Source organism: Pseudidiomarina marina, from assembly GCF_044807045.1.
Lineage (GTDB): Bacteria > Pseudomonadota > Gammaproteobacteria > Enterobacterales > Alteromonadaceae > Pseudidiomarina > Pseudidiomarina marina.
The window spans coordinates 1,945,432-1,969,830 of record NZ_CP085233.1 but is presented as its reverse complement, the minus strand read 5'-3'; the positions used below and the strand labels follow the sequence as shown (position 1 = coordinate 1,969,830).

Genomic DNA, 24,399 nt, shown 5'->3' with positions numbered 1-24,399 from the left:
CCAGCAAATAGCTTTAGGATGAGCATTGTCCGACGAAAGTCGGCAATGCTCGGACTTGTAAAGCCTGTTGGTGCAAGGTAAAGTTCGACCTTAACTTATCCGCATCAAACAAATTAAGTAAAAGAGGTTGTTCATGCGCATTATCCTGTTGGGCGCGCCAGGCGCAGGGAAAGGTACACAAGCGCAGTTCTTAATGAAAACTTTTGGGATTCCGCAAATCTCAACAGGTGATATGTTACGAGCTGCAATTAAGGATGGTACCGACTTAGGTAAACAAGCCAAAGCGGTTATGGATGCCGGCAAATTAGTGTCTGACGACATTATGATTGGCTTGGTCAAAGAGCGCGTGGCACAGCCTGATTGTCAAAATGGCTTTTTACTTGATGGTTTCCCGCGGACAATTCCTCAAGCAGACGGCATGCACGCTGCAGGTATCGACGTTGACGTGGTACTTGAATTTGACGTGCCGGATGAAGTGATTGTTGAACGTATGGCTGGTCGCCGTGTGCATCCGGGCTCAGGTCGCGTGTATCATGTGACTTACAATCCACCGAAAGTGGAAGGTAAGGATGATGAAACGGGCGATGATCTCGTGATTCGCGATGACGACAAAGAAGAAACCGTGCGTAAGCGCTTAGCAATTTATCATGAACAAACCGAGCCTTTAGTTGCATATTATCGTAAACTAGCTGAACAAGGTCAGGTTCAATTCCACAAAATTGATGGAACGGGTGACGTTGAAGACATTAGTAACGAGCTCGGTCGCTTGTTGAAATAAGCTTCGCGTTAATCTCAGAATTACCAAAGCCCACCTTGTGTGGGCTTTTTTGTATAAACTAACTGTTTGTTCAACATTATTGGTTCATAAAAAGGATAACAATCATGGACATGACGTTAACGATTAGCATGTTGTATGCAGGCTTATTGACGCTGCTTTATGTTGCACTTTCGGTAAATGTTATTCGGTTGCGTTGGCGCGACCGTGTAGGAATTGGCACCGGTGACTCACAAGATTTGAAAGTAGCAGTACGCATTCATAGTAACTTTGCTGAGTATGTTCCATTGTCATTAATTCTGTTGATCTTGATGGAGTTGCAAGGTGCTTCAGCAATGCTTCTGCATGCACTAGGCGCTGCACTTTTTGTGGCACGGGTATGTCACGCTTTAGGGCTTACCATGTCGGTTGGACCTTCTTGGGCGCGCACAGTGGGAGTACTCGGAACCTTTGGTGTATTGCTGTTGCAAGCAGGTTTTGTCATCGGCGTATTCATTGGTGGCTCGTTATGACCTCATTACCTGGCGTGCATCGCTTCGGGGTAGCGGGAAAGAAACCGTTACTTTTATTGCACAGCTCGCAAAGTAATAGTGGCCAATGGCGTGGATTGATCGCGCAGTTGGAAGCCCAGTTTGATATTTTGGCCGTTGACTTATTAGGTTATGGTAAAGCGCCAGCCGCTGAGGATATCGAGCCCGAGGCATTTCGGTTTACCGATGAGCTACCGCGTATTCTGGAAGCGGTTGCTGCTGCGCAGTGGCAACAACCCATTACCGTTGTCGGTCACTCATACGGTGGCGCGTTGGCATTGAAGATAGCCTTAGAAAAACCGATTTCGGTGCGTGAGTTGGTTGTATTTGAACCGGTGGCGTTTCATGTGCTTGAGGCGAATGAACCGGCGCGTATCGAGATTGAAAAAATAGCAGCGCAAATGTATCAGCATGATGCTGAAGCGGCGACGCGTGCCTTTGTCGACTACTGGAATCAGCCAGGCTATTTTGACGCATTACCCGATCGAATTCGTGCAGGCATGGTGCTGCAGGCAGGTAAAGTTACAAAGGATTTTGCAGCTCTGATGGGTGAACCGCATAAATTATCTGACTATCGTCACGTCGATATGCCGGTGCTGGTATTACAAGGCAAACATACTCAAGAAAGTGCCCGTTGTGTAGCGCATCATTTACTGCAAGTAATGCCAAATGCCAAAGAGAAAACGCTAGATTGCGGTCACATGGGACCAGTAACGCATGCGCAATTGGTGAACCCTGAAATTGTTGCGTTTGTCACGCAAGAGTACGAAGTGGTGGCATGAATCAGTTTGCTTTATTACGTGAGCACCCACAGCTCATTTACCTCGATAGCGCAGCCACCTGTCAGGTGCCTGACGTTGTCATGCAAGCGTATATCGATTATTACCAGCAGCATCACGCGAATGTTCACCGTGCCAGTCATCAACTTGGGCGAGCGGCAACAAGTGCTTTAGAATCGGCACGATCGACGTTGGCTGCATTCATCGGCGCGAGCTCGGCAAACGTTGCATTGCTGCCATCTACCACTGCCGCACTCAACGGTTTAGCGACGCAATTGCCAGTTCATTGGCAAGCTGGCGATGAAATCTTACTCTCGACCGCTGAGCATCATGCGAATATTTTGCCTTGGCAACGGCTGGCGAAACGCCATCAACTCACATTACGTTACATTCCGATCGATCAGGAAACCGGCGACTTAGGTGACTGGCAAGCGTTACTCAACGAGCGTACGCGGGTAGTGAGTGTCACCGCCGCGAGCAATATTACCGGAGCTTTGTTTTCTATTAAGCCGCTATTGCAGGCCGCACGAGCACAGGGTGTATGGACTATTGTTGATGCCGCACAGGCGGCTGCGCATAAACCTATTCAAGCAACGGAGCTTTATTGTGATGCTTTAGTTTTCAGTACGCACAAAGTTTATAGCGTGAATGGCTGTGCCGTGATGTATCTTAGCGATGCGCTGCGCGATAGCATGGCGCCGTTTCATGTTGGTGGCGGCATTGTGCACCGCGTGACGTCAACTGAAGCAGAATTCATCGATGGTATTCATAAGTTTGAAGCGGGTAGCCCCAATACGGCGGCAGCGGTGGCGGCAGCGGCCGCCGTCAGTTGGTTGCAGGAGGAAAAACCAGCGACCCATCTGACAACGTTGCGCCAACAACTAGTTCGCGAGCTTCAGCAACGTTCGTGGCTTAACGTCTTACCGAGCGGAGCTCAGGCAACACCCACCGTGGCCTTTTACAGCAACGTATTTCAAGCCTTTGATATTGCGGCCTGGCTCGACCAACATCAGATTGCCGTGCGCGCTGGGCATCACTGTGCACAATTATTATTGCAACAATGGCAGTTACCAGCGGTCGTCAGAATCTCTTTAGGAGCGTATAATACCGCTTCGCAATTAACCCGTTTACTCGAAACCTTGGACGCTGGCTGGGCCTTGTTCGGCTCAGACTAGGAGTAAAGAAGTGCAACAACCCAATCATTGGTGGACTGAGTCAATTAAATTAGCTCGGCTCACTGGCCCCATTTTGATCGCTCAACTAACGCAAATGTTGATGAGCGTTGTTGATACGTTGATGGCGGGCCGTGTCAGTGCCACTGATCTTGCGGCTGTTTCCGTCGGCGGCAGTATTTGGGTGCCGTCCACGTTAATTATCATGGGTTTGGCGTTAGCATTGGCGCCAATCATTTCCCATTTTGATGGAGCTGGGAAACACCACAAAGTCGCAAATATGGTGCAACAGGGTATTTACTCCGCACTGATTGGCGGCGTGTTGTGCTTTGCCGTCATTCAGGCTGCGCCGCTTATTCTTAACGCAATGTCGGTCGAAGATGAATTTCGCCGGGTGACGCTCGATTACTTATTTTATGTCAGCTTCGGCATTCCTGCGCTAGTGCTTTATATGGTACTGCGCAACTTTTGCGAAGGCTTATCACACACCGTTCCGTCGTTAGTCATCGGTGTGCTTGGCCTGTTGGTCAACATTCCAGTCAACTATATCTTTATTTATGGTGAATTTGGCATGCCAGCCCTTGGTGGTGCCGGCTGTGGTTTGGCGACGGCGATTGTGTTGTGGGTGATGGCGTTTGGGATGTTGGTTTATGTGTCGGTGGTTGAGCGTTTCAAGAAACTACAGATATTTAAGACATTCCATGCGCCGAACTGGGATGATATTTGGTATATCGTGCGCATTGGTTTTCCGATTGCAACGTCGATGTTTTTTGAAGTGAGTTTATTTGCCGCTGCCGCATTGGTTATCGCTCCGCTTGGCGCCACGGTGGTCGCCAGTCATCAAATTGCTCTCAATATTTCATCATTAGTTTATATGGTGCCGTTAAGCTTATCGATGGCGGTGACGTTGCGGGTTGGTTTTGCGTTGGGAGCAGGGAACCCAGCGAACGCGATGTTAAGCCATAAGTTAGCCACGGTTTATGGCATGACATTTGCCGCCGTAAACGGATTAATTATGTATCTTGCAGGGGCGTGGTTAGCCAGCTTATACACCGATGACCAGGCAGTGATTCAGCTCTCGGCGACACTTATGGGATTGGCGGCAATTTTTACTCTATCTGACACCTTCCAGGCGATTGCGATGGGCACGTTGCGTGGCTACAAAGATACCAAAGTGGTGATGTTTATTACGTTTGTATCCTATTGGCCGTTTGGTTTGAGCCTAGGTATTATCTTGTCGCTGACTGACTGGATTGTGCCACCAATGGGTGCCGCTGGTATGTGGATAGGCTTTATTGTGGGCTTAAGTTGCGCAGCCGTACTGTTAAGCTGGCGACTGCTGGTTGTCAGTCGCCGTTATAAACTGGCTCATGCAGCGCGTTTTACCGAAGAATCAGCGGCTCACGACTGATGCCGCTGATGTAACACGTCCAACACATCGTTTAAGGATAAATCGCGGGCCGCTAATGTCACCAGTAGATGATAGAGCAAGTCTGCGCTTTCATTGAGGAGTTCTTTGGTATCGCCAGCCGCTGCGGCTAACGCAACTTCAACACCTTCCTCACCAACTTTTTGAGCCGCTCGTTTAACACCTTCGGCAAATAACGAAGCCGTATAGCTACTATCAACCGGCGCGCCCCGGCGGGATTCGATGGTATCCATTAAGCGTTGCAGCATCGGCTGTGATTGCGCATCGGTAAAGCAGCTTCGAGTGCCCAAATGACAGGTAGGGCCCGCCGGTTTAACCAGTATCAATAGGCTATCCTGATCGCAGTCGGTGTGAACGCTAACGAGTTCGAGCGTATTGCCAGAGCTTTCGCCTTTCGTCCACAATCGTTGTTTGCTGCGACTATAGAATGTCACTTTGTTGCTAGCTAAGGTTTGCTGCAGTGCCTCACTGTTCATATAGCCTTGCATCAGTACTTCGCCGCTTAAGGCATGTTGCACAATAGCAGGCAGTAGGTTGTCACCTTTGGCAAAATCGACCATGTCGATATTCGTTTGATTAATTCGCATGAGTTACTCCCTGTCGCGGCTTTACACCGGCCGAATGGCAATGCCTGCCCGCTGCAATGATTGCTTGAGTGCTTTAATCTCGATCATTCCTTTATGAAACACCGAGGCGGCAAGCGCACCGTCAACATCCGCTTGTTTAAATACTTGCTCAAAATGTTCCATGCTACCGGCGCCACCCGAAGCGATTAACGGTACCGGGCAATCGGCACGCAACATTTTCAGCTGCTCAATATCGTATCCCTTGCGCACGCCGTCTTGATTCATACAATTCAGGACGATTTCACCGGCACCACGAGCGATCACCTCACGTAACCAATCACGTGTTTGCCACGCGGTTTTTTGGGTACGCGTTTCATCACCGGTGAATTGATAGACCTCGTAGGCATTCGTTTCTGCGTTATAAAAACTATCGATACCTATCACAATGCACTGCTGTCCAAATTCTTCAACCAGTGCGTTGATCAGGTTTGGATCGCGCAGGGCAGGTGAGTTGATTGATATTTTGTCGGCGCCCATGGCTAGAATTTCTTGCGCTTGCGTAATCGAACTGATGCCACCGGCAACGGTAAATGGAATATCGATTAAGCGCGCAATGCGCTCAACCCATGATTTATCCACAACGCGAGCATCGGATGATGCGGTGATGTCATAAAATACTAATTCGTCAGCACCGGCTTGAGCATAACGCTCCGCTAATGGCTCAATGGCACCGATGACTTCGTGGTTGCGAAATTGAACACCTTTGACCACCTCGCCATTGCGAACATCAAGGCATGGTATTATGCGTTTGGCCAGCATTGTAATGCCTCCGTTAAGGTGAATTTTCCTGTCAACAACGCCTTACCGAGAATCACTGAGTCACAACGAATGGCCTGCAATGCCACTAAATCATCTAAACTGGCAACGCCGCCTGACGCCTGTAATTGTAGTTGGGGATAGCGCTGTTTGAGTTGCTGATAGAGCGCAACATTGGTACCAGTTAACATGCCATCGCGGCTTATATCAGTGCAGAGCACATGACGAAGCCCATAGGGTAAATAACTATCAATGAGGTCGGTCAACGTTGTGGTCGACGTTTGCTGCCAGCCGTGCGTAGCAACATAAGCCACACCATCGCTATCGATATGAACGTCTAAGGCCAGCACAATGGCATCTGGGCCGTATTCTTGCAGCCATTGCTGTACCAGTTTTGGTTCGCGCACGGCGACTGAACCGACAACCGCACGCTGCACACCAGCTGCATAAAGTTGCTCAAGATCAGCTTGGTTGCGGATACCACCGCCTACTTGCACGTTCATGGTGGTACGTGCGGTAATGCCTTTGAGCAAGTCTAATTGGCGTTGCGATGTATCACGCGCACCATCTAAATCGACTAAGTGTAACCATTCGGCACCCGCTTTTTCATAAGCTTCAACAAGCGTTAGCGGATTACTTGAATAAGTCGTTTGCCTTGCGAAATCACCTTGCTGTAAGCGCACAACTTCGCCATTAATCAAATCAAGCGCGGGTATCAGCATCAGTTAACTCCAAAAAGTTTTTTAATAATTGAGCGCCAGCTTGGCCAGAGCGTTCTGGATGAAATTGCGCACCAAAATAGTTCTTATGCCGAATCATGGCTGCAAATTCTTGACCATAGCGGCATTGCGCGATAGTCGAGTCGTCTTTCGCAACGGCAAAGCTGTGCACAAAGTAAAACCAAGCTTCGGCATCCATATTGCGCAATAGCGGGTTGTCGCCAACAGCGCTTACCGTATTCCAACCCATGTGTGGTAAGGGGAGCTCGCCCGCTTGCAAACGTACGGTTTGTGCAGGAATCACGCCTAAACAATTCACTTCGCCTTCGGCTGACCAATCCGTTAACAATTGCATACCTAAACAAATACCTAACACCGGTTGCTGCAGGCTTTGCAAGGTTTCGACAAGTTCGAGACGCTGTAAGTTGCGCATGGCGGCTTGTGCTGTGCCAACACCGGGGAGAATTACCCGGTCAGCGGCGGCAATTCGAGCTGCATCGGCGGTAACGTCTGGGGTTACCCCCAGCCGTTCGAAAGCAAATCGTACCGAACTTAAATTCGCGCAGGCAGTGTCAACAATGACTAAGTTCTGTTGTGTCATGCCAACATTCCTTTACTCGATGGCAGTTCATCACTCGTACCCCGAGCAATGGCCTGACGCAAAGCACGGCCAAACACTTTAAATAAGCTTTCCACTTGGTGGTGCGCATTGCCCTCCGTGGTGCTTAAGTGCAGCGAAATGGCCATCGCGTCGCTCAACGAGCGGAAAAAGTGACTCACCATTTCGGTAGAGAGCTCACCAACATTGTCACGACTGAATTCTGCATTCCACTGCAAGTAAGGGCGCCCGGATAAATCAATCAAGCATTCTGCACGGCATTCATCCATCGGCAACGCAAAGCCAAAGCGGCCAATACCACGCTTATCACCTAATGCTTGGCGCAATGCCTGACCAAATGCTAGTGCGGTATCTTCAACAGTGTGATGTTCGTCGATGTGCAGGTCGCCAGCTACCTCAAGTGCCAGTGAGAAGCCACCGTGCGTGGCGATTTGCTCGAGCATGTGGTCAAAAAAACCAATACCTGTACGAATGCGAATCGGTTGGGATTTATCTAAATCTACCGCCACTTTGATATCGGTCTCGCGAGTTGTCCGCTGAACTTCAGCGATCCGCGGCTGGTTAATCAATGTGTGCGCAATATCTTGCCAAGTATTGTTCGTGCGGTCATAACGAATGCCCCGAATTCCCATGTTTTCGGCAAGCTGCATGTCGGTATCGCGATCGCCAATAACGTACGAGTCGGTGAAATCAACTTTACCTTGCACCAGGTAATCACGCACTAAGCCAAGTTTCGGCTTGCGGCACGAGCAGTTGTCTTCGTCAAAGTGCGGGCAAATCAACACATCGTCAAACTGCACACCTTGTGAGTTGAAAATTGCCATCATCAGATCATGCGGGGCATCAAAGTCGGATTGCGGAAAGCTATCGGTACCTAAACCGTCTTGATTCGATACCATCACCAGACGATAGCCTTTGTTTTGTAGCGCTAACAAGGTTGGAATCACCTGCGGCTCAAACACTAACTTCGCAATGCTATCTAACTGCTTATCCACTGGCGGCTCTTCAACCAACGTGCCATCGCGATCGATAAATAAAATTCTCTGTGGGCTGCTTGAACTCATGGCAATACCTCCATTAACTGCTGCATCTCTGCTGCGCTTCCGATGCTGACGCGGACGCTGTTGTTTAGTCCGCGTTGGGCTGATTGATTACGAATTAAGACACCACTAAGACGACATTGCTCAACGAGTTGTTCCGCATTTTCGACATCCAGTAAGACAAAGTTGGTGCAGCTCGGCCAAACCTTCTTCACCCAAGGCTTATTGGCTATGGCTTCAATAAACGCCAGTCGCTGGGCAGTGGTTTCGGCAATCGCTTGCTGCATTGCCGCGATGCCCTCGGCAGATAGCGCTTTTTCAGCAATATCTAAGCACGGCTGTGGCATTGGGTAGGGCGCAATCACTTTACGTAGTACGTCAATGACATCTGTATTGGCTAGCGCAAAGCCACAGCGGATTGCCGCTAAGCCAAACGCTTTTGACAAGGTCCGCATCACCACAAGCTGCGGATACTTCGCAAGACATTGGCTTACTTCATTCAATGCTTGAACGTTTCTGTTTGTCGCTAATTCATGTGCCGCAAACTCAATATAGGCTTCGTCCACAACCACAAGAGCTTGATCGCCAACGCTTTCAATCAGTCGCTTTAGTTCCACTAAATTTACGTTGTTGCCAAGCGGATTCGACGGGTTACAAACGAAGACCAATTTGATGCGTTGCGAGTTCGAAGCCATCGCATCTAACATGCCGTCCACATTCAACTGCAAGGTGCCGTCTTCGGCGCTAACTAGCGGTACATCAACCACACCAGCCCCTTGGGTTTGGGCGCTAATGGCGTACATACCGTAAGTGGGCGTAGTGATCATGATGGCATCTTGCCCAGGCTCGCAGAAGCTGCGAATGAGTAAATCAATCGCTTCGTCGCTGCCCCGACAGCTAAGCACTTGCTCAGCGCTGACTTGAGCATAGTTCGCGTAGGCTTGGTTGAGTGACGCACTTTGAAAGCTTGGATAACGATTTAACTGTGTTGCCGTTTCCGCCAAAACCGGCGTGACAGGCGCTTCATTGGCATTCAGCCAAACCGCACCTCCGCTCATGCTACGACGTGCCGATGCGTACGGCGTTAACTCAGCTAAGTGTGCACGTTGTAAAGTTGCCGCTAACGTCATGATTGATTCTCCAAGCGAATGCTGACGGCACGAGCGTGTGCTCGTAAACCTTCCGTTTCAGCCAGCGTGATAATTGCTTTACTCAGTTGCGCTAACCCCTGTTTTGAAACTGTTTGAGTGGTGTAGCGGCGATAAAAATCAAGCAGGCCTAGGCTACTGTAGTTGCGCGCAAAGCCATATGTCGGCAACACGTGATTTGTTCCGGTGGCGTAATCACCGCCAGACTCAGGGGTGTAGTGGCCGATAAAAATAGAGCCAGCTAACGTCAGTTGTGGAAGATACTGTTCCGCATCATCCAGCTGCACGGATAAGTGCTCAGGCGCGTAGCGTTGGCTGATCTGGCAAGCCTGTTCAAGTGATTCAGTTTGAATCAACGCACTTTGTTCTAGCGCCTTACGTGCTGTTGCAGATCGCGGTAGTACTTCAAGTTGCTGCTCGATAGCCGATTGCGTGGCTTCAATGAGAGACGCGCTTGGGCTGACCAAGATAACCTGTGAATCAGCGCCGTGTTCGGCTTGCGATAATAAGTCGGCTGCAACAAAAGCAGGATTGGCCGTGTCATCGGCAATTACTAGAAGCTCTGAAGGACCCGCCGGCATATCAATGGCCGGACCGCCATTACGCTGTGCCACTTGCTGTTTTGCTGCGGTTACAAAGCTATTCCCTGGGCCAAATATTTTTGCCACAGGCGCAATACTCTCGGTTCCTACTGCAAGTGCTGCAATCGCTTGCGCACCGCCACATCGATACACTTCGGTAATGCCACATTTTTGCGCCACATACATCAGCGCAGGGCTAAGCTCGCCGTTTTTATCTGGCGGGCTCACGAGCACACGACGTGGGTTATTCGCAATTTGTGCCGGTACACCTAACATCAGCGCGGTCGATGGCAATACGGCGGTACCTCCGGGAATATAAAGACCTACAGCGTTCAATGCGTCGAAGCGTTGCGTACAAACAACGCCCGGAGCGGTTTCAACGCGAATGTCTTGTGGTTGCTGCTGCAAGTGGAACGCACGAATGGTCGCATAGGCCGTATCAATCGCTTGTTGCACATCAGTCGAAAGTTTTCCCGCTTGCGCCGCAATTTCAGCCTCACTGTAGCGCAACTCACTTAATGTTTCGCAATCAAACTGACGGGTGTAGCGCAATACCGCGGCATCCCCTTCACTGGCAACCGCATTAATTATGGCTGCCACTTGCTGCTGCAATTCAACCGATTGGTTCTGTGCTGGTCGCGCAAGCACATCAGCTTGTTGTTGGTCGGATAATTGTGACCACTGAAATACGCGCATGGCTTACCCCATCATCTTCTCAATAGGCAACACTAAAATAGAGCTGCAACCAATTTCCTTTAATTCTTCCATGGTTTCCCAGAACAGTTTCTCAGTACTAACCACGTGTACCGCCACCAGTTCATCGGTGTGATTTAGCGGTAGCACAGTCGGTCGCTCTGCTCCAGGGAGTAGCTCCACTACCTGCTCGAGTGCTTTCACAGGTGCGTGCAGCATGATGTATTTGCTCTCGCGAGCCATTTGCACACCGTCAATACGCGGTAGTAATTGATCGATAATGGCCTGCTTGGCTGCAGATAAGGGCTCTGGACGTTGAATAAGCTGTGCCTGCGAACGGAATATCACTTCTTTCTCGACCAAACCATTGGCTTCTAAGGTAGCGCCGGTTGATACCAAATCACATACGGCGTCAGCCAGCCCCGCACGCGGTGCCACTTCCACGCTTCCCGTAAGAATAGCGTTATTAGCTGCTACGCCACGTTGCTGTAAATAGTTCTGCAATAAGTATGGGTAGGTTGTTGCAATGCGCTTGCCGTCAAGATCTTGAATGCCGTTGTAGGCTTCCTCTTTCGGTACCGCTATGGATAAACGGCATTGCCCAAAGTCGAGTGCACGCAATCGTTGAACTTCACAGGCAAGTTGCGTCGCTTTGCGTTCAAGTCGTACTTCTTCGAGAACATTCTCGCCGACCAAGCCAAGGTCAACCACACCATCCATCACTAATCCAGGAATGTCATCGTCGCGCACTCGCAGCAAGTCAACTGGTTGGTTACTGCTGTGCGCTAATAAGCGAGCTTCGTGCAAACTGAATTTGAAACCACAAGCTTGCAGAAGGGAAATGGACTCTTTGCTCAAACGTCCTGATTTTTGAATCGCAATGGTTAAGCGCTGTGAATTTTTATCGACGACCATGTAAAACTCCTAATAAAAAACCCCGCAAAGGGCGCCTTGCGGGGTTCGTTATGAATTCAGTGAAGGCAGCCCCAAAATAATTGAGTTAGCCTTCAGAGAATTTCTGGGCTAACACGGATGTATGTGATGGTGGTGCTGCTTTAAAGTCATAAAATCGTTGTTCGTTAATCGTTATTCGTTGTTCGTGCGCTCCGCTGTTTGTACGCTGCGCTATTCGATGAGTCAATTGTATAGAATTTACCGCTTTCATCAACCCCAAAATAAAAGGGTTTTAATAATTTCCTGTATCAAGTTGTATATTTTTGTTTGAGGTTTTTTAGAAATCTCTTCCGAACAGTGAAACGCACGAACAGCGGAGCGCACGAACAACGAATTACGAGTAACGTGGTTGGGTTTTATGTTACATTTGTCGCATCACTAATTTCGAACCCAATTCATGTCTAAAGTTACCTCACAATTTCAAGCTGATGGCGTGCTGGCGCGCACCTTGCAGGGCTTTCGACCACGAGCGGCGCAGAGCGAGATGGCAGCGGCTGTCGAGCGTGCCTTAGTCAAAAAATCGCAACTCGTTGTCGAAGCGGAAACGGGAACCGGCAAAACCTTTGCGTATTTGGTGCCAGTATTACTGAATGATGGCAAAGCCATTATTTCCACGGGAACCAAAGCCTTGCAAGAACAGTTGTATCACCGTGATTTGCCGGCGTTGCGTGATGCTTTAGCGCCGAAAAAAATGGTCGCACTATTGAAAGGTCGCGCGAACTATTTATGTTTGCATCGGATGAATCAAGCTGTAGCGCACAGCGGTGAAATGAGTAAAGAGCTGCAAGGTCAGTTAGTCGAAATCCGAAAATGGGCGCAACGTACTGATGATGGTGATGTGGGGACAATTAATATTCTGCAAGAAGACGCACCAATTCTGCCAACTGTAACGAGTACGGTCGACAATTGTTTGGGTCGTGATTGTCCCGATTATGAAGATTGCTATCTTGTGAAGGCGAGAAAGCGCGCGATGGATGCCGATTTAGTGGTGGTGAACCATCATTTGTTTTTTGCCGATATGGCGCTTAAGGATGTTGGTTTCGGAGAGCTGGTACCGCAAGCTGATGCCGTCATTTTTGATGAAGCGCACCAGTTGCCTGATATTGCTAGCCAGTATTTTGGTGAGGCGGTTTCGAGTCGACAACTACAAGAATTAGCCCATGAGCTAAAAGTGCTGTACTTAACTGAATTAAAAGACTTGCGGCAATTAGATAAAGCCGCTGATAAGGTACTTGGTAGTTTAAATGACTGGCGTTTGGTGTTTCCCAAAGATCCGATGCGCGGTAATTGGCGTCAGTTTTCGCAACAGCCCGCAGTGCGATTGGCCGCTGATGTCGTGGCGGAGCATCTCACATTTTTGCGTGAGGTTTGTAAGAGTGCACTTGGGCGCAATCAAGATCTTGATAATGCTTATGAGCGCTGTGTGCAGTTTTTACATAAATGGGAACAACTGCAGGATGTAAGTCGCACGGGTTATAGTTTCTGGTTTGAAACCACGGCTCGACAAGTGACCTTGCATCAAACGCCATTAAGTGTCGCTGAAAAATTTGGTGGCTATCTTGAACGTAGCGAGATGGCGTGGGTATTCACCTCGGCAACGCTAGCAGTTGGTGAAGATTTTCGTCATTTTACTGAACAACTTGGTATTAACCATGCGGAAACGCTGTGTTTAGCAAGCCCGTTTAACTTCGCTGAACAGGCTTTACTGTGCCTACCGCGTTATTTACCGCAGCCGCACGAACGCGAAATGCCGGCAGCGCTACTCGATATTGTTGAACAAGTGATTGACCACAATCAAAGCGGTGGCACTTTTGTGTTATTCACGAGCCACCGTATGCTACAGCTGATTGCAAAACAATTAGAAAATAAAACGGATCGGCCTCTTTTTGTACAAGGAAGCACTAGTAAACGTGAATTATTACAACAGTTTATCGCCGCTGGCAATGGCGTACTGCTTGGTACTGCATCGTTTTGGGAAGGCGTGGACGTACGCGGCGATGCACTGCGTTGCGTTATCATTGATAAATTGCCATTTGCGAGCCCCGACGATCCGTTATTGCAGGCCCGTGTGGAAGACTGTCGGTTACGTGGAGTTGACCCGTTTGCTCAGGTACAATTGCCGCAAGCTATTATCGCACTGAAGCAGGGCGCAGGACGCCTAATAAGGGATGCGGATGATCGCGGGGTATTGATTGTTTGTGATCAGCGATTAGTAACCAAGCCATATGGCGGGGTGTTCTTACAAAGCCTACCAACCATGCGCCGCACACGCGATTTAACGGTAGCGCTTGATTTTTTAGATACGTTGGAGAATTCAGAGTGAATTTGAATGCAGTGCTAGCACTTGATACTTCGACTGAGCAATGCTCGGTTGCGCTTAAGGTGGGCGACGTGATTGTCACCCGTGCCGCAGTGACTCCCCGAGAGCATTCACAGCGCATTTTAGGCTTCGTGCAAGAAGTGCTAGAAGAACAGCAAATTACACTTGCTGACCTTGATGCTTTGGTGGTTGGTAACGGTCCTGGCAGCTTTACTGGCGTGCGTATTGGTGTTTCTGTCGCTCAAGGTTTGGCGTTTAGTCACACTTTACCGATTTTTCCCGTCAGTACATTAACGGCACTTGCGCAGCAAGCTATCCGCAATCATGACGCTCAAGTTGTGATAAGTGCGATTGATGCAAGAATGCAGGAAATTTATGTCGCGCCGTTTCGCAATAATCAGGGTATGGCAGAACAATTAGCGCCTGAGCAAATGGCACCATTAGCGGATATTACGATGCAGTCGTGGTGGCCAGAGATTGCTGTTGGCAATTCGGTTATAGGGGCAGGAACCGGCTGGCAGGCCTATGGTGATGCGCTGAATTCGCAGGGCCTAGTGACGGTGCTTGATGACGTTACGTTACCACTTGCAGAGGATATGCTGCGCTGGGCATTGGTTCACGGTAAACCTGTTGACGCTGCCGATCTGGAGCCGTTGTATGTACGTAATGAAGTTGCTTGGAAAAAGTTACCAGGACGTGAATAAAACGCCGGAACTTACTGAGCAGAAGCTCAATCAAAGTGCTATAACTAACACAGACTTTGCGAGTTTTTAGAAAGTTACTCGTATCCAGTTTGGATGTAGTTAGCATGATTAGAAAAGTCAGTGAGGTACCGATTATGAAACGTATAGTTCCCATTTTTGCAGCGCTGTTATTGACCGCTTGTTCATCAGTACCGGATGCACTACAAGTAGCTGACGAGGACGCTTTAGTTCCGTATAGTGCTGCACTTGAACAACCACAATCAGCGGTTGGCAAGACTGCTCGTTGGGGTGGGGTTGTGGCTGAAGTTCGCAACTCGGATAACGGTACTGTCATTGAAGTAGTGAACTTCGATTTGCACCGTTGGGGACGTCCTTTGACAAGTGATCAAAGCCAAGGCCGTTTTCGCGCAAAATTAAGTGGCTTTGTTGATCCAATGGTATGGAAGCAAGGTAGCTCTGTTACTTTCGTCGGCACCGTAGCCGAACCAGAAACCGGTACAATTGATGAATATACCTACTTGTTTCCGGTATTAAATGTCTCGAGCAAATACCTATGGCCGGTTCGTAAAGAGCCGACTCGTGTAGAAGTGAATTATGATGCGCTATGGTATCGCCATTATTGGTACACGCGCCCAGCCTATCCACGCCCGATTTATTACCCAGGCCCAGTGATGGAAAAAGGCTCTAAGCAGAATAAAGATAACTAAACAGAAGCTGTACGATTCAATGACTGAACAAACATTGGTATATCAACAGGCTCGGCAAGTTGCTGAGCCTGTTTCTTTTGAGTTGCCGTGGGGCGCGGTGCGCGGGCTCTGTTGGGGAAACCCAAAGGGTGAACCGTTACTAGCGCTGCATGGATGGTTAGATAATGCGCATAGTTTTCTGCCACTAGCCGAGGCCTTTTTACAAAGCCCTCTTGCCGAAAACTATCATCTCATTGCGCTCGACTGGGCAGGGCATGGACACAGTGATCATCGTCCGGCAGGCAACTATTACCCATTTATGGATTACGTTTATGACCTTTGGCACATTTGTGAGCAACAACAGTGGCAACGTGTCAGTATTGTCGCTCACTCGATGGGCGCTTATGTCGCCAATATGTTTGCTGGCATTGCACCAGCAAAGGTTTCCTGGCTAGTAGCGATAGAAGCCTTTGGTTTGCTTGCTTCTAAAGCCAGCGACACTACTACCGATTTACGTCAAGGCTTTGAAAGTCGTTGGCAGCAACAATTCAAACATCGCCCACATTACCGTGATCTGCAAACCGCAATCATGGCGCGCAAACATGCTGGTGACTTTAGCCGTGACTTGGCGGCGATATTGGTCGAGCGCGGCATTGAGCAGCTTGGTGACAATGACTTTCGGTTTCGCGCCGATGGACAATTACGTCTAAAATCGCCAGTACGGCTGACTGCCGAACAAATTGCAGATGTACTAAAACATATCCAATGCCCGTTTACAGTCATTCTAGGAAGTACCGGTCATCAACGTCTGAAACAAGCGCTCGAGCAGTGGCAGGCGTTTGTTCCGCAACTTGAAGTTGCAGAAGTTGAAGGCGGTCATCACGTACATATGGAGCAACCAGCTGCGATTATTGGTGCATTATCACAGATGGTTCGTGCACACAACGGCTAGGCAACACTGGTCGGATATGCGATGATTGCGAGTTATTAACATATAAAAATGACATAAATTGTTCAGGAGCATGAAGCGCGTGGATAAAATTTGGCTTAAACGTTATCCAGCTGGCGTACCGGAGACTATTGATCCGGACCACTTTAATTCGCTGGTCGACATTTTCGAGCAAAGTATCCAAAACTATGGTGACAAAGTTGCCTATGTGAATATGGATACAGAACTAACTTTCAACGAACTTGACGTACTTTCTCGTCAATTCGCTGCATATTTGCAACAACAGGGCCTTAAAAAGGGCGATGCATTGGCAATTATGATGCCAAACTTGTTGCAGTATCCGATTGCGTTATTTGGTGCTTTGCGCGCAGGTCTTGTGGTTGTTAACGTAAACCCGCTTTATACGCCGCGTGAATTAAAGCATCAGCTATCTGATTCAAATGCAAAAGCAATTGTTATTCTCGATAACTTCGCACATACACTTGAAAAAGTTGAAGCTGACGTGCCGGTTGAGAAAGTTATCTTAACCGCTATTGGTGACATGCTGCCGGCACCGAAACGTTGGATTGTGAATGCTGTCGTCAAATATGTGAAGAAAATGGTACCGAGCTATACGCTCAAAAATACCGTGAACTTCCGTAGTGCATTGAGTCAAGGCGAGAAGGCAAATTATGAACGTCCACAGCTCAACGGCGACGATCTTGCGTTTTTACAATACACCGGCGGCACCACTGGTTTAGCCAAAGGCGCGATGTTGTCGCACCGCAACATGGTGGCGAACTTAGAGATGGTTTCAGCAATTGTTGCACCGTTGGTGAACGACGGCGAAGAGACCATAGTTACAGCACTTCCGCTCTATCATATCTTTGCCTTAACGGCGAATTGCTTAACCTTCATGAAGCACGGTGGTCGTAATATTTTGATCACGAATCCGCGTGACATGAAAGGGTTCGTCAAAGAACTGCAGAAGTACCCGTTCTCAATGATCTCTGGTGTGAATACCCTGTTTAACGGTTTACTTCATGCCGAGGGCTTTAAAGACTTAGATTTCTCGCACCTAAAAATTGCTCTTGGTGGCGGTATGGCGGTGCAGCGCTCAGTGGCTGAACAGTGGGAGCGCGTGACGAAATCACGTCTGCTAGAAGGTTACGGATTAACTGAATGTTCGCCGGTTGTTACGGTGAATCCAACGGACATCGAGCATTACAATGGCACCATAGGTATTCCGTTACCGTCTACTGATGTTCGTATTGTTGATACCGAAACCGGTGAAGAAGTTGCTCAAGGTGAACCGGGTGAAATTCAGGTTCGCGGGCCGCAAGTCATGGTCGGCTATTTGAACCGTCCTGAAGAAACCGAGAAAGTGATGAAAGAAGGCGGTTGGTTCGCGACTGGTGATATCGGTGTGATGGATGAAAATGGCTTTTTCAAAATTGTCGATCGTAAAAAAGACATGATTTTGGTTTCGGGCTTTAACGTATATCCAAATGAAATTGAAGATGTGATTGCCGATCATCCAAAAGTTCTCGAAGTTGCTGCCATTGGCGTACCTCATGAAGCATCAGGTGAGCAGGTTAAGGTATTTGTCGTGCGTAAAGACAACAGCTTAAGCGAAAAAGAGCTGATTAATTATGCGCGAGAAAATATGACTGGCTACAAAGTTCCTAAGTTAGTTGAGTTTCGTGACGAATTGCCAAAAAGTAACGTCGGCAAAATACTCCGTCGCGAGCTTCGCGACGAAGAAGAGGCAAAGTCGAACTAACACATGCTGCCATTTCAGCTTATTACTCGCCATGCTGACTTGCTTGCTTTTTGCGAGCAAGCTCGGCAAGCACCGTATCTAGCTCTTGATACTGAATTCGTTCGTACGCGTACTTATTATGCCCGTTTGGGTTTACTGCAGGTGCGCGCGGCCGATCAGTTAGTGCTGATTGATCCTACTTCAGGCGTAGATTTGGAGCCTTTTTGGCAATTGCTAAAAGATCCCAATGTTCATGTTGTCATACATGCTGGCGGTGAAGATTACGAAATCTTAGCGCAAAACATGGGGCAAATTCCTACCCATATTTTCGATACCCAGATTGCTTTAGCTTTTGCGGGGCATGGTGAGGCGATGGGGTATGCGGCGATGGTGAAACATTACAACGATGTTGAACTGGATAAATCACAATCGCGAACGGATTGGTTGCAGCGACCATTGTCTGCAGAACAACTTGATTATGCCGCAGCTGACGTTTTCTATTTGCATGATATCTATCCGCGCTTACGAGCTGAACTCAGCGATGAGAAGATTGCGCTAGTGGAAGCAGAAAGTGCTGAGCAAGTGATTCGTCGCGCGCAGCCGGTGCCACCGCAATGGCTGTATCTATTTTTTGGTAATGCTTGGCAATGTAATCAACAGCAACTTGCTGTATTACGTGAGTTAATGGCGTGGCGATTAGAACGTGCGAAGAAATCGGATATTCCGCTTGGTTTCGTGGCGAAAGATCATACGTTACTTGAGCTGGCGCGTCGTATGCCACAAAATCTTGGGCAATTACGAGGTATTATCGATTTATCGCCAGTAACGATTCGTTATGCCGGTGAATCATTGCTGACGGCCATTCGAGCTGGACAGGCAGCAGATAGCTTACCAGCGCCACTTGAGCGTTTGACTGATATGCGTGGTTATAAGCCGGTATTCAATGCGATTAAACAAGCGGTAGCGGCCCTAGCCAAAGAGTTAGGTGTCGAGCCTGGATTAATTGCATCGCGACGCCAAATCAATGATGTGATTCATTGGGCGTGGCAAGTACCTGAGGCAGCCAAGTCAGACCTGTCACTCCCTGACTTGTACCGAAGCTGGCGAGGGGCTAAGCTGAGAGCATCTTTGGAAGCGATATTACAGCGAGATCGTTAATCATGTTGTGTGCGATTTATCGCAGCCCGCGACGGGCTGATACCTATCTTTACATGCCGCATCCGGCGGACTTTACAAAAATCCCTGAACCTTTGCAGAAAAGCTTTGGTCAACCTATACACGTGATGACAATTGCGCTTAAAGCAGATCGCAAGTTAGCACGGTTAAGTGTTGAGGAGTTGACCAAGCACCTCAATGAAGCGGGATTTTATTTGCAGATGCCACCGAAAGAAGAAAATTTATTGGCTACGCATAAGCAACAACACCAGGAGTCTGCGTCATGATTCAAGTCGTCCGTAATCTAACTTTAGCGGTAATATTTATGGCGGTGCCCGGGATAGCAGTAGCTGAAGAAAAGGGCGAAGAGGGTTTTGCTACCTATGTTGAGCAGCTCAAGCAAGAGGCACTTGCTGATGGTTACAGCCAACAAACCTTAGAAACGGCATTTGCCAACGTTCAGTTTTACCAACGCTCAGTGAAAGCTGATCGTAATCAACCTGAATTCAAACTGACGCTTGATACCTATTTGCCGCGAGCAGTACCAGAGTGGAAGGCTAAAAAAGCAGTAGGAATGTACGAGCAGCATCGAGATTTACTCGAAAAGATTGGTGCCGAATACGGCGTGCAACCACGTTTTATTGTGGCGCTGTGGGGTATTGAAACGAATTTTGGTGCCTTTACAGGTGGTATGGATGTTATCTCTGCCTTAACTACCATGGCTTATGAAGGTCGTCGCGAGGAGTTTTTCAAGAAAGAACTTTGGCACGCACTGACGATTGTTGAAGAAGGTCATATTCCGATTGAGCAAATGAAGGGATCTTGGGCTGGCGCAATGGGGCAAGCGCAGTTTATGCCGAGTTCATTTATGTCATATGCGGTTGATTACGATGGCGACGGTCGTAAAGATATTTGGGGTTCGCAAGGCGACGTATTTGCCTCAGCGGCAAATTACCTGAAATCGGTTGGCTGGCGTGACGACGTTACTTGGGGCCGCCAGGTACAACTGCCTGAAGAATTTGATACTGAATTAGCTTCGTTGAAGGTGAAAAAGTCGTTGTCAGAATGGCAGGAACTCGGTGTCCGTCGCTACGATGGCGGCGATTTACCCAAGCGCGACGACATTGAAGCATCGGTGGTGATACCCGATGATAAACAAGGCCGTGTATTTTTAGCGTACAACAACTACGATGCGTTGATGCGTTGGAACCGCTCGCATTATTTTGTGGCGGCGGTAGGGTATTTGTCCGACCGTATTCGTTTCCCGAGGTAATCACGTATGGGATTACAACCGCCAAGTAAAATTGTCTGTGTAGGCCGTAACTATGTTGACCATGCCGCTGAACTAAATAATCCCGTGCCGACTCGGCCATTGTTATTTATGAAGCCGCCATCATCAATTACCCGCCTTCCTGAAGTGCGCATTCCAACCGACCAAGGCGAATGCCAACATGAAATTGAATTGGCTGTTTATATTGGCATTCCATTACGTAAAGCGACGCCAGAACAAGCAATAAAAGCCGTTGCAGGTTACGGTGTCGCGCTTGATTTAACGTTACGCCAAGTGCAAAGCGAACTAAAAGCACAAGGGCAACCGTGGGAGCGGGCGAAGGCATTCGATGGCTCATGTGTGCTCGGACCGATGGTTGAGCGTGTTGAATTTAATGCCGATGCAGATTTTGATATTGCGTTGTCGGTGAATGGTGAACTTCGACAGCACGGCAAATCAAGCGAAATGATTTTTGCTATTGCCGATTTGCTGGCGGATATTTCACAACAGTTTACGTTAGTGCCGGGTGATGTCGTTTTGACTGGAACGCCGGCTGGCGTCGCCGCGCTGGGTTTAGGCGATAAGCTTGAGTTAACCCTTAAAAATGACGGGCAGCAGTGGCGATGGTCTGGTGATGTGCGAGCAGCCGAGTAAACTGTGAGCGGTCAATTTTGGAAAGATAAAGCGTTAAACGAATTAACCCACGAGGAGTGGGAAAGTCTTTGTGATGGGTGCGGTAAGTGTTGCTTGCATAAGCTCATTGACGAATCTGACAACGACGAAGTGATTCACTATACCGATGTCAGTTGTCGATTACTCAATACCAAAACGGCGCAATGCTCAGATTACGCTAACCGTAAGCAGCATGTGCCGGACTGTGTTGTCATTACGCCAGACAACGTTTATGACTTAGACTACATGCCGACCAGCTGTGCTTATCGTCGTTTAGCCGAGGGGCGTGGGTTGGCCTCTTGGCACCCGTTGTATCATGCCGGTTCAAGGGTGCCAATGATTGCCGCTGGTATGAGCGCAGCAGGCTTAGTCGACAGCGAAGATGCAGTGGAAGAAGATCTCGAACTTCGTATTGTGACTTGGCCGCTACGCGATACCAATTAAACGGTTTTGAATTTCACCAAGCGCGCAAGAATAACGGCAATGGCGATAATCGTATAGGTTGCAAAGATCACCTGCATCCAGCCGGGCATACTTAAACCGGCAAATTGCCAGTCAATTTCCCCACATTGCCCAGGGGCAGCAAAGAAATTTGGAAACCATTCATGCAACGGCATCCAGCTAGGGAAGTTAGGGAAGGTGTCGCAAACAATAAACCACGAGTTTTCTGAATTTTGAATTTCGAGATGTTCACGGGCAATTAGCCAACCCCAAATAGCGGCAACTAGCCATCCGGCAAAACCCAGTAAACGAGTCACTAGGAGCTGCGGCGCGAACAGTGGAATTAATGCGGCTATACCAATGCCAAGTATGGCGGTGCGCTGATAAATACATTTCACACAGGGCTCTAAGCCAAGCTGGTATTGGAAAAACAACGCCGCTGCTAACAATGCAAAGCAGGATGCAGAAAGAATTGCCCAAGCGTTACGCTGTGCTGGAAGTTTGGCCAAAAAAGTTAGCATAAAATCACCGCCTTATAATTATTTGCCAAGAACCATACCTGAGCCTAAATTGATTGTCGATAAGATTGGGTTAAGAAGCTTTACAAAACTTGTCCGACCATTGAAAAGACTGATAGAATCAGGCAATGGATTATAACAAATAGTAACCCTACATTAGGTAACGTTATTCAAAATACAGGCCACTTCATGATTATTAAGGCACAAAGTCCAGCAGGTTTTGCCGAGGAATACATCGTAAAATCAATCTGGAACGGGCATTTTGCACCCGGCACTATCTTACCAGCAGAGCGTGAGTTGTCCGAGCTGATTGGTGTTACCCGTACGACCTTGCGCGAAGTGTTGCAGCGTTTGGCCCGTGATGGTTGGTTGACTATCCAGCATGGCAAGCCAACGCGGGTCAATAATTTTTGGGAAACGTCGGGGCTTAATATCCTTGAGACGCTAGCGCGACTTGATGAAGATGGCATGCCTGAGTTAGTCGATCAGTTACTATCTGCTCGCACCAACATTAGTGCTATCTATATTCGCCAAGCAGTTCGCAATGCACCAGAAAAGGTTGTCGAACTATTAAAAGAAGCTGAGTCGCTTGAAGATTCAGCTGAAGCCTTTAGCCAATATGATTATCGTTTGAATCATGATCTTGCGATGGCATCTGGCAATCCAATTTACGTATTGGTATTGAATGGCTTTAAAGGATTATATTCACGCATTGGTAATTTCTATTTCTCAAACGATGATGCACGTAAGTTGGCTCGCAAGTACTACGCTGACTTAAGAGAAATGGCGGCTGACTCGCGCCGTGATGACGCGGTCTTACTGGTTCGTGAATATGGTTACCAATCAGGCCGTATCTGGCACAGCATGCGTGGTGATATCCCAGATAATCTAGTCGAATAAAGATGTTGTCGAGTAACCGCTGTTACTCGACAAAGCTTCAGTCTGATTTACTCGACGCCTTGCTCGGCGCGCCATTTCCACTCGTTCTCTAACGTGGCCTTTGGCAATAACATTTGAAAATCTAGATCCACCAATGTATCACCTGCTTTAAAACGCTCTGGGAAGTCTGGGTTCGCTAATGCTTTTTTACCTAAGGCAAGTAAAGCATTTGGGAATTTCGCGGCATAGTCCGCGTAATTCGTCTCATCAATTCCGCCATTGATTATCAAACCAACGTTCGTTTCAGCCGCAACAATGTCAGCCAGTGTTTTGTCACTGCCATCAGCAAAAGGCTTACGGGCAACTGATGTGTCGGTGGTATGAATAAAATCGACGCCGGCGTCAGCTAAAATACGCACTAATTTTACCGCTGCGGCTTCACCTTCAGGCCATTGATAGTCATTGTCGGTAACAGTAATCTGGCCGATTCGAATGCCAACCGCAAAGTTGTCACTGACGGCGCTACGGACAGCGCGAACGACGCGTTCAACAAACGCAATACGCTTATCGAGTGAGCCGCCAAATTCATCCTCACGTTGATTAAAGTGAGTACTCAAAAATTCATTCAACAAATACCCATTCGCAGCATGCAACTCAACGCCATCAAAGCCAATTTCCTCGGCTCTTTTTGCGGAAGCGACAAAACCATTTAGTGCATGTTCAAGGTCGCTCAGCGAAGCTTCTTTCGGCTCCAACCAACCTGGCACATCGCCGTATAAACTTAATGGCTCACCTTTTGGCTGCACAGTGCTTGGTGCTATTGGTTGATCAACGAAATTGCTGTGTTGCATTTGTGCGCCAGCGTGCATCAGTTGCATGATGGCTTTACTACCGGACGCATGAATGCGCTCAACAATATTTCGCCAAGCGTCAGCTTGCGCAGCATTAATGATACCAGGTTGATTCACATAGCCTTGTGAGGCGCGAACATCGGTGTAAACACCTTCGGTAATTACCAAACCGAAGCCGCCTTTGGCAAAGCGTTCGTAATAATCACCCATGATGGCGGTTGGAACACCATGCTCATCCGCACTGGTGCGCGTCATTGGTGCGACGGTAAAACGATTGGGTACATCAATAAACATAAGCCCTCACTTCAAATTAAGTTATATAACTTTAGTGGGGATGATTACGTGATTTACAAGGAAATTGATCAGGGCGGGAGGAATTAAAAAACGGCCAA

At 48.4% G+C, this 24,399-nt stretch carries 26 protein-coding genes; 16 read left to right on the top strand and 10 right to left on the bottom strand.

Annotation, left to right across the window (positions count from 1 at the left end):
* Positions 1–133: 133 nt before the first annotated feature.
* From adk to LG272_RS09390, 5 genes are all read left to right on the top strand, one after another.
* On the top strand, positions 134–778 hold the full coding sequence (adk, locus tag LG272_RS09410; protein WP_126759075.1) for an adenylate kinase: 645 nt from the start codon (positions 134–136) through the stop codon (positions 776–778).
* 104 nt (positions 779–882) lie between these two features.
* The gene (locus LG272_RS09405; protein WP_126759074.1) at positions 883–1,287 is read left to right on the top strand and encodes an MAPEG family protein; all 405 of its coding nucleotides are present in this window, start codon (positions 883–885) and stop codon (positions 1,285–1,287) included.
* The gene (locus LG272_RS09400; RefSeq protein ID WP_404408168.1) at positions 1,284–2,087 is read left to right on the top strand and encodes an alpha/beta fold hydrolase; all 804 of its coding nucleotides are present in this window, start codon (positions 1,284–1,286) and stop codon (positions 2,085–2,087) included. The genes LG272_RS09405 and LG272_RS09400 overlap by 4 nt, the downstream gene beginning before the upstream one ends.
* A complete protein-coding gene (locus LG272_RS09395) occupies positions 2,084–3,259 on the top strand; it encodes an aminotransferase class V-fold PLP-dependent enzyme (protein WP_404408166.1) in 1,176 nt (391 codons plus the stop codon). The genes LG272_RS09400 and LG272_RS09395 overlap by 4 nt, the downstream gene beginning before the upstream one ends.
* A 10-nt stretch (positions 3,260–3,269) precedes the next feature.
* Entirely contained in the window at positions 3,270–4,667 is a 1,398-nt protein-coding gene (locus LG272_RS09390) for an MATE family efflux transporter (RefSeq protein WP_404408164.1), read from the top strand.
* Here the strand turns inward: LG272_RS09390 and hisIE are convergent.
* From hisIE to hisG, 8 genes are read right to left on the bottom strand one after another with little or no spacing between them, the layout of a single operon-like run.
* A complete protein-coding gene (gene hisIE, locus LG272_RS09385; RefSeq protein WP_404408162.1) occupies positions 4,658–5,272 on the bottom strand; it encodes a bifunctional phosphoribosyl-AMP cyclohydrolase/phosphoribosyl-ATP diphosphatase HisIE in 615 nt (204 codons plus the stop codon). The genes LG272_RS09390 and hisIE overlap by 10 nt on opposite strands.
* Positions 5,273–5,293: 21 nt before the next feature.
* A complete protein-coding gene (hisF, locus tag LG272_RS09380) occupies positions 5,294–6,070 on the bottom strand; it encodes an imidazole glycerol phosphate synthase subunit HisF (protein WP_126759070.1) in 777 nt (258 codons plus the stop codon).
* On the bottom strand, positions 6,052–6,789 hold the full coding sequence (gene hisA / locus LG272_RS09375) for a 1-(5-phosphoribosyl)-5-[(5-phosphoribosylamino)methylideneamino]imidazole-4-carboxamide isomerase (RefSeq protein ID WP_404408159.1): 738 nt from the start codon (positions 6,787–6,789) through the stop codon (positions 6,052–6,054). The genes hisF and hisA overlap by 19 nt, the downstream gene beginning before the upstream one ends.
* On the bottom strand, positions 6,770–7,387 hold the full coding sequence (hisH, locus tag LG272_RS09370) for an imidazole glycerol phosphate synthase subunit HisH (protein WP_126759068.1): 618 nt from the start codon (positions 7,385–7,387) through the stop codon (positions 6,770–6,772). Before hisH ends, hisA begins: the two co-directional genes overlap by 20 nt.
* Positions 7,384–8,469, bottom strand: a complete 1,086-nt coding sequence (gene hisB / locus LG272_RS09365; protein WP_404408155.1) for a bifunctional histidinol-phosphatase/imidazoleglycerol-phosphate dehydratase HisB — start codon at positions 8,467–8,469, stop codon at positions 7,384–7,386. The genes hisH and hisB overlap by 4 nt, the downstream gene beginning before the upstream one ends.
* The gene (hisC, locus tag LG272_RS09360) at positions 8,466–9,575 is read right to left on the bottom strand and encodes a histidinol-phosphate transaminase (RefSeq protein ID WP_404408153.1); all 1,110 of its coding nucleotides are present in this window, start codon (positions 9,573–9,575) and stop codon (positions 8,466–8,468) included. The genes hisB and hisC overlap by 4 nt, the downstream gene beginning before the upstream one ends.
* Positions 9,572–10,870 carry a histidinol dehydrogenase gene (gene hisD, locus LG272_RS09355; protein WP_404408151.1) on the bottom strand — a complete coding sequence of 433 codons (1,299 nt, stop codon included), beginning with the start codon at positions 10,868–10,870 and terminating at the stop codon, positions 9,572–9,574. The genes hisC and hisD overlap by 4 nt, the downstream gene beginning before the upstream one ends.
* A 3-nt stretch (positions 10,871–10,873) precedes the next feature.
* Positions 10,874–11,782, bottom strand: a complete 909-nt coding sequence (gene hisG / locus LG272_RS09350; protein WP_126759064.1) for an ATP phosphoribosyltransferase — start codon at positions 11,780–11,782, stop codon at positions 10,874–10,876.
* Positions 11,783–12,218: 436 nt separating this feature from the next.
* Here hisG and LG272_RS09345 point away from each other — a divergent pair, with 436 nt between their 5' ends.
* The 10 genes from LG272_RS09345 (at position 12,219) to LG272_RS09300 (ending at position 21,762) form a co-directional block, all read left to right on the top strand.
* A complete protein-coding gene (locus LG272_RS09345) occupies positions 12,219–14,144 on the top strand; it encodes an ATP-dependent DNA helicase (RefSeq protein WP_126759063.1) in 1,926 nt (641 codons plus the stop codon).
* A complete protein-coding gene (gene tsaB, locus LG272_RS09340) occupies positions 14,141–14,845 on the top strand; it encodes a tRNA (adenosine(37)-N6)-threonylcarbamoyltransferase complex dimerization subunit type 1 TsaB (protein ID WP_404408148.1) in 705 nt (234 codons plus the stop codon). The genes LG272_RS09345 and tsaB overlap by 4 nt, the downstream gene beginning before the upstream one ends.
* A gap of 134 nt (positions 14,846–14,979) precedes the next feature.
* On the top strand, positions 14,980–15,552 hold the full coding sequence (locus LG272_RS09335) for a Slp family lipoprotein (protein WP_126759062.1): 573 nt from the start codon (positions 14,980–14,982) through the stop codon (positions 15,550–15,552).
* 19 nt (positions 15,553–15,571) lie between these two features.
* A complete protein-coding gene (locus LG272_RS09330) occupies positions 15,572–16,483 on the top strand; it encodes an alpha/beta fold hydrolase (protein ID WP_404408146.1) in 912 nt (303 codons plus the stop codon).
* A 79-nt stretch (positions 16,484–16,562) separates the two neighbouring features.
* Positions 16,563–18,242, top strand: a complete 1,680-nt coding sequence (fadD, locus tag LG272_RS09325) for a long-chain-fatty-acid--CoA ligase FadD (RefSeq protein ID WP_404408144.1) — start codon at positions 16,563–16,565, stop codon at positions 18,240–18,242.
* Positions 18,243–18,245: 3 nt separating this feature from the next.
* Positions 18,246–19,379: a ribonuclease D gene (gene rnd, locus LG272_RS09320; RefSeq protein WP_126759059.1), complete on the top strand. Its 1,134-nt coding sequence runs from the start codon at positions 18,246–18,248 to the stop codon at positions 19,377–19,379.
* A gap of 2 nt (positions 19,380–19,381) precedes the next feature.
* Entirely contained in the window at positions 19,382–19,663 is a 282-nt protein-coding gene (locus tag LG272_RS09315) for a YcgL domain-containing protein (protein ID WP_126759058.1), read from the top strand.
* A gap of 38 nt (positions 19,664–19,701) precedes the next feature.
* The gene (locus LG272_RS09310) at positions 19,702–20,649 is read left to right on the top strand and encodes a lytic transglycosylase domain-containing protein (RefSeq protein ID WP_404409982.1); all 948 of its coding nucleotides are present in this window, start codon (positions 19,702–19,704) and stop codon (positions 20,647–20,649) included.
* Positions 20,650–20,655: 6 nt separating this feature from the next.
* Positions 20,656–21,300 carry a fumarylacetoacetate hydrolase family protein gene (locus LG272_RS09305; RefSeq protein ID WP_126759056.1) on the top strand — a complete coding sequence of 215 codons (645 nt, stop codon included), beginning with the start codon at positions 20,656–20,658 and terminating at the stop codon, positions 21,298–21,300.
* A 3-nt stretch (positions 21,301–21,303) separates the two neighbouring features.
* Positions 21,304–21,762 (top strand): YcgN family cysteine cluster protein, encoded by a 459-nt coding sequence (locus tag LG272_RS09300; RefSeq protein WP_126759055.1) that lies wholly within the window; start codon positions 21,304–21,306, stop codon positions 21,760–21,762.
* Here LG272_RS09300 and dsbB read toward each other — a convergent pair.
* Complete coding sequence (dsbB, locus tag LG272_RS09295) at positions 21,759–22,280, bottom strand: disulfide bond formation protein DsbB (protein WP_404408141.1); 522 nt, start codon at positions 22,278–22,280, stop codon at positions 21,759–21,761. The genes LG272_RS09300 and dsbB overlap by 4 nt on opposite strands.
* A gap of 186 nt (positions 22,281–22,466) precedes the next feature.
* Here dsbB and fadR point away from each other — a divergent pair, with 186 nt between their 5' ends.
* Positions 22,467–23,177, top strand: a complete 711-nt coding sequence (gene fadR / locus LG272_RS09290; RefSeq protein WP_404408139.1) for a fatty acid metabolism transcriptional regulator FadR — start codon at positions 22,467–22,469, stop codon at positions 23,175–23,177.
* A gap of 47 nt (positions 23,178–23,224) precedes the next feature.
* On the opposite strand, the gene LG272_RS09285 is transcribed toward fadR, so the two are convergent.
* Positions 23,225–24,301: an NADH:flavin oxidoreductase gene (locus tag LG272_RS09285; protein ID WP_404408137.1), complete on the bottom strand. Its 1,077-nt coding sequence runs from the start codon at positions 24,299–24,301 to the stop codon at positions 23,225–23,227.
* Between the last annotated feature and the right edge of the window lie 98 nt (positions 24,302–24,399).

Excerpts from the sequence above, each read along its gene's own strand:
- adk (WP_126759075.1), top strand. The coding sequence starts at position 134 with ATGCGCATTATCCTGTTGGGCGCGCCAGGCGCAGGGAAAGGTACACAA.
- LG272_RS09405 (WP_126759074.1), top strand. The coding sequence starts at position 883 with ATGGACATGACGTTAACGATTAGCATGTTGTATGCAGGCTTATTGACG.
- LG272_RS09400 (WP_404408168.1), top strand. The coding sequence starts at position 1,284 with ATGACCTCATTACCTGGCGTGCATCGCTTCGGGGTAGCGGGAAAGAAA.
- LG272_RS09395 (WP_404408166.1), top strand. The coding sequence starts at position 2,084 with ATGAATCAGTTTGCTTTATTACGTGAGCACCCACAGCTCATTTACCTC.
- hisIE (WP_404408162.1), bottom strand. The coding sequence starts at position 5,272 with ATGCGAATTAATCAAACGAATATCGACATGGTCGATTTTGCCAAAGGT.
- hisF (WP_126759070.1), bottom strand. The coding sequence starts at position 6,070 with ATGCTGGCCAAACGCATAATACCATGCCTTGATGTTCGCAATGGCGAG.
- hisA (WP_404408159.1), bottom strand. The coding sequence starts at position 6,789 with ATGCTGATACCCGCGCTTGATTTGATTAATGGCGAAGTTGTGCGCTTA.
- hisH (WP_126759068.1), bottom strand. The coding sequence starts at position 7,387 with ATGACACAACAGAACTTAGTCATTGTTGACACTGCCTGCGCGAATTTA.
- hisB (WP_404408155.1), bottom strand. The coding sequence starts at position 8,469 with ATGAGTTCAAGCAGCCCACAGAGAATTTTATTTATCGATCGCGATGGC.
- hisC (WP_404408153.1), bottom strand. The coding sequence starts at position 9,575 with ATGACGTTAGCGGCAACTTTACAACGTGCACACTTAGCTGAGTTAACG.
- hisD (WP_404408151.1), bottom strand. The coding sequence starts at position 10,870 with ATGCGCGTATTTCAGTGGTCACAATTATCCGACCAACAACAAGCTGAT.
- hisG (WP_126759064.1), bottom strand. The coding sequence starts at position 11,782 with ATGGTCGTCGATAAAAATTCACAGCGCTTAACCATTGCGATTCAAAAA.
- LG272_RS09345 (WP_126759063.1), top strand. The coding sequence starts at position 12,219 with ATGTCTAAAGTTACCTCACAATTTCAAGCTGATGGCGTGCTGGCGCGC.
- LG272_RS09335 (WP_126759062.1), top strand. The coding sequence starts at position 14,980 with ATGAAACGTATAGTTCCCATTTTTGCAGCGCTGTTATTGACCGCTTGT.
- LG272_RS09330 (WP_404408146.1), top strand. The coding sequence starts at position 15,572 with ATGACTGAACAAACATTGGTATATCAACAGGCTCGGCAAGTTGCTGAG.
- rnd (WP_126759059.1), top strand. The coding sequence starts at position 18,246 with ATGCTGCCATTTCAGCTTATTACTCGCCATGCTGACTTGCTTGCTTTT.
- LG272_RS09315 (WP_126759058.1), top strand. The coding sequence starts at position 19,382 with ATGTTGTGTGCGATTTATCGCAGCCCGCGACGGGCTGATACCTATCTT.
- LG272_RS09310 (WP_404409982.1), top strand. The coding sequence starts at position 19,702 with ATGGCGGTGCCCGGGATAGCAGTAGCTGAAGAAAAGGGCGAAGAGGGT.
- LG272_RS09305 (WP_126759056.1), top strand. The coding sequence starts at position 20,656 with ATGGGATTACAACCGCCAAGTAAAATTGTCTGTGTAGGCCGTAACTAT.
- dsbB (WP_404408141.1), bottom strand. The coding sequence starts at position 22,280 with ATGCTAACTTTTTTGGCCAAACTTCCAGCACAGCGTAACGCTTGGGCA.
- fadR (WP_404408139.1), top strand. The coding sequence starts at position 22,467 with ATGATTATTAAGGCACAAAGTCCAGCAGGTTTTGCCGAGGAATACATC.
- LG272_RS09285 (WP_404408137.1), bottom strand. The coding sequence starts at position 24,301 with ATGTTTATTGATGTACCCAATCGTTTTACCGTCGCACCAATGACGCGC.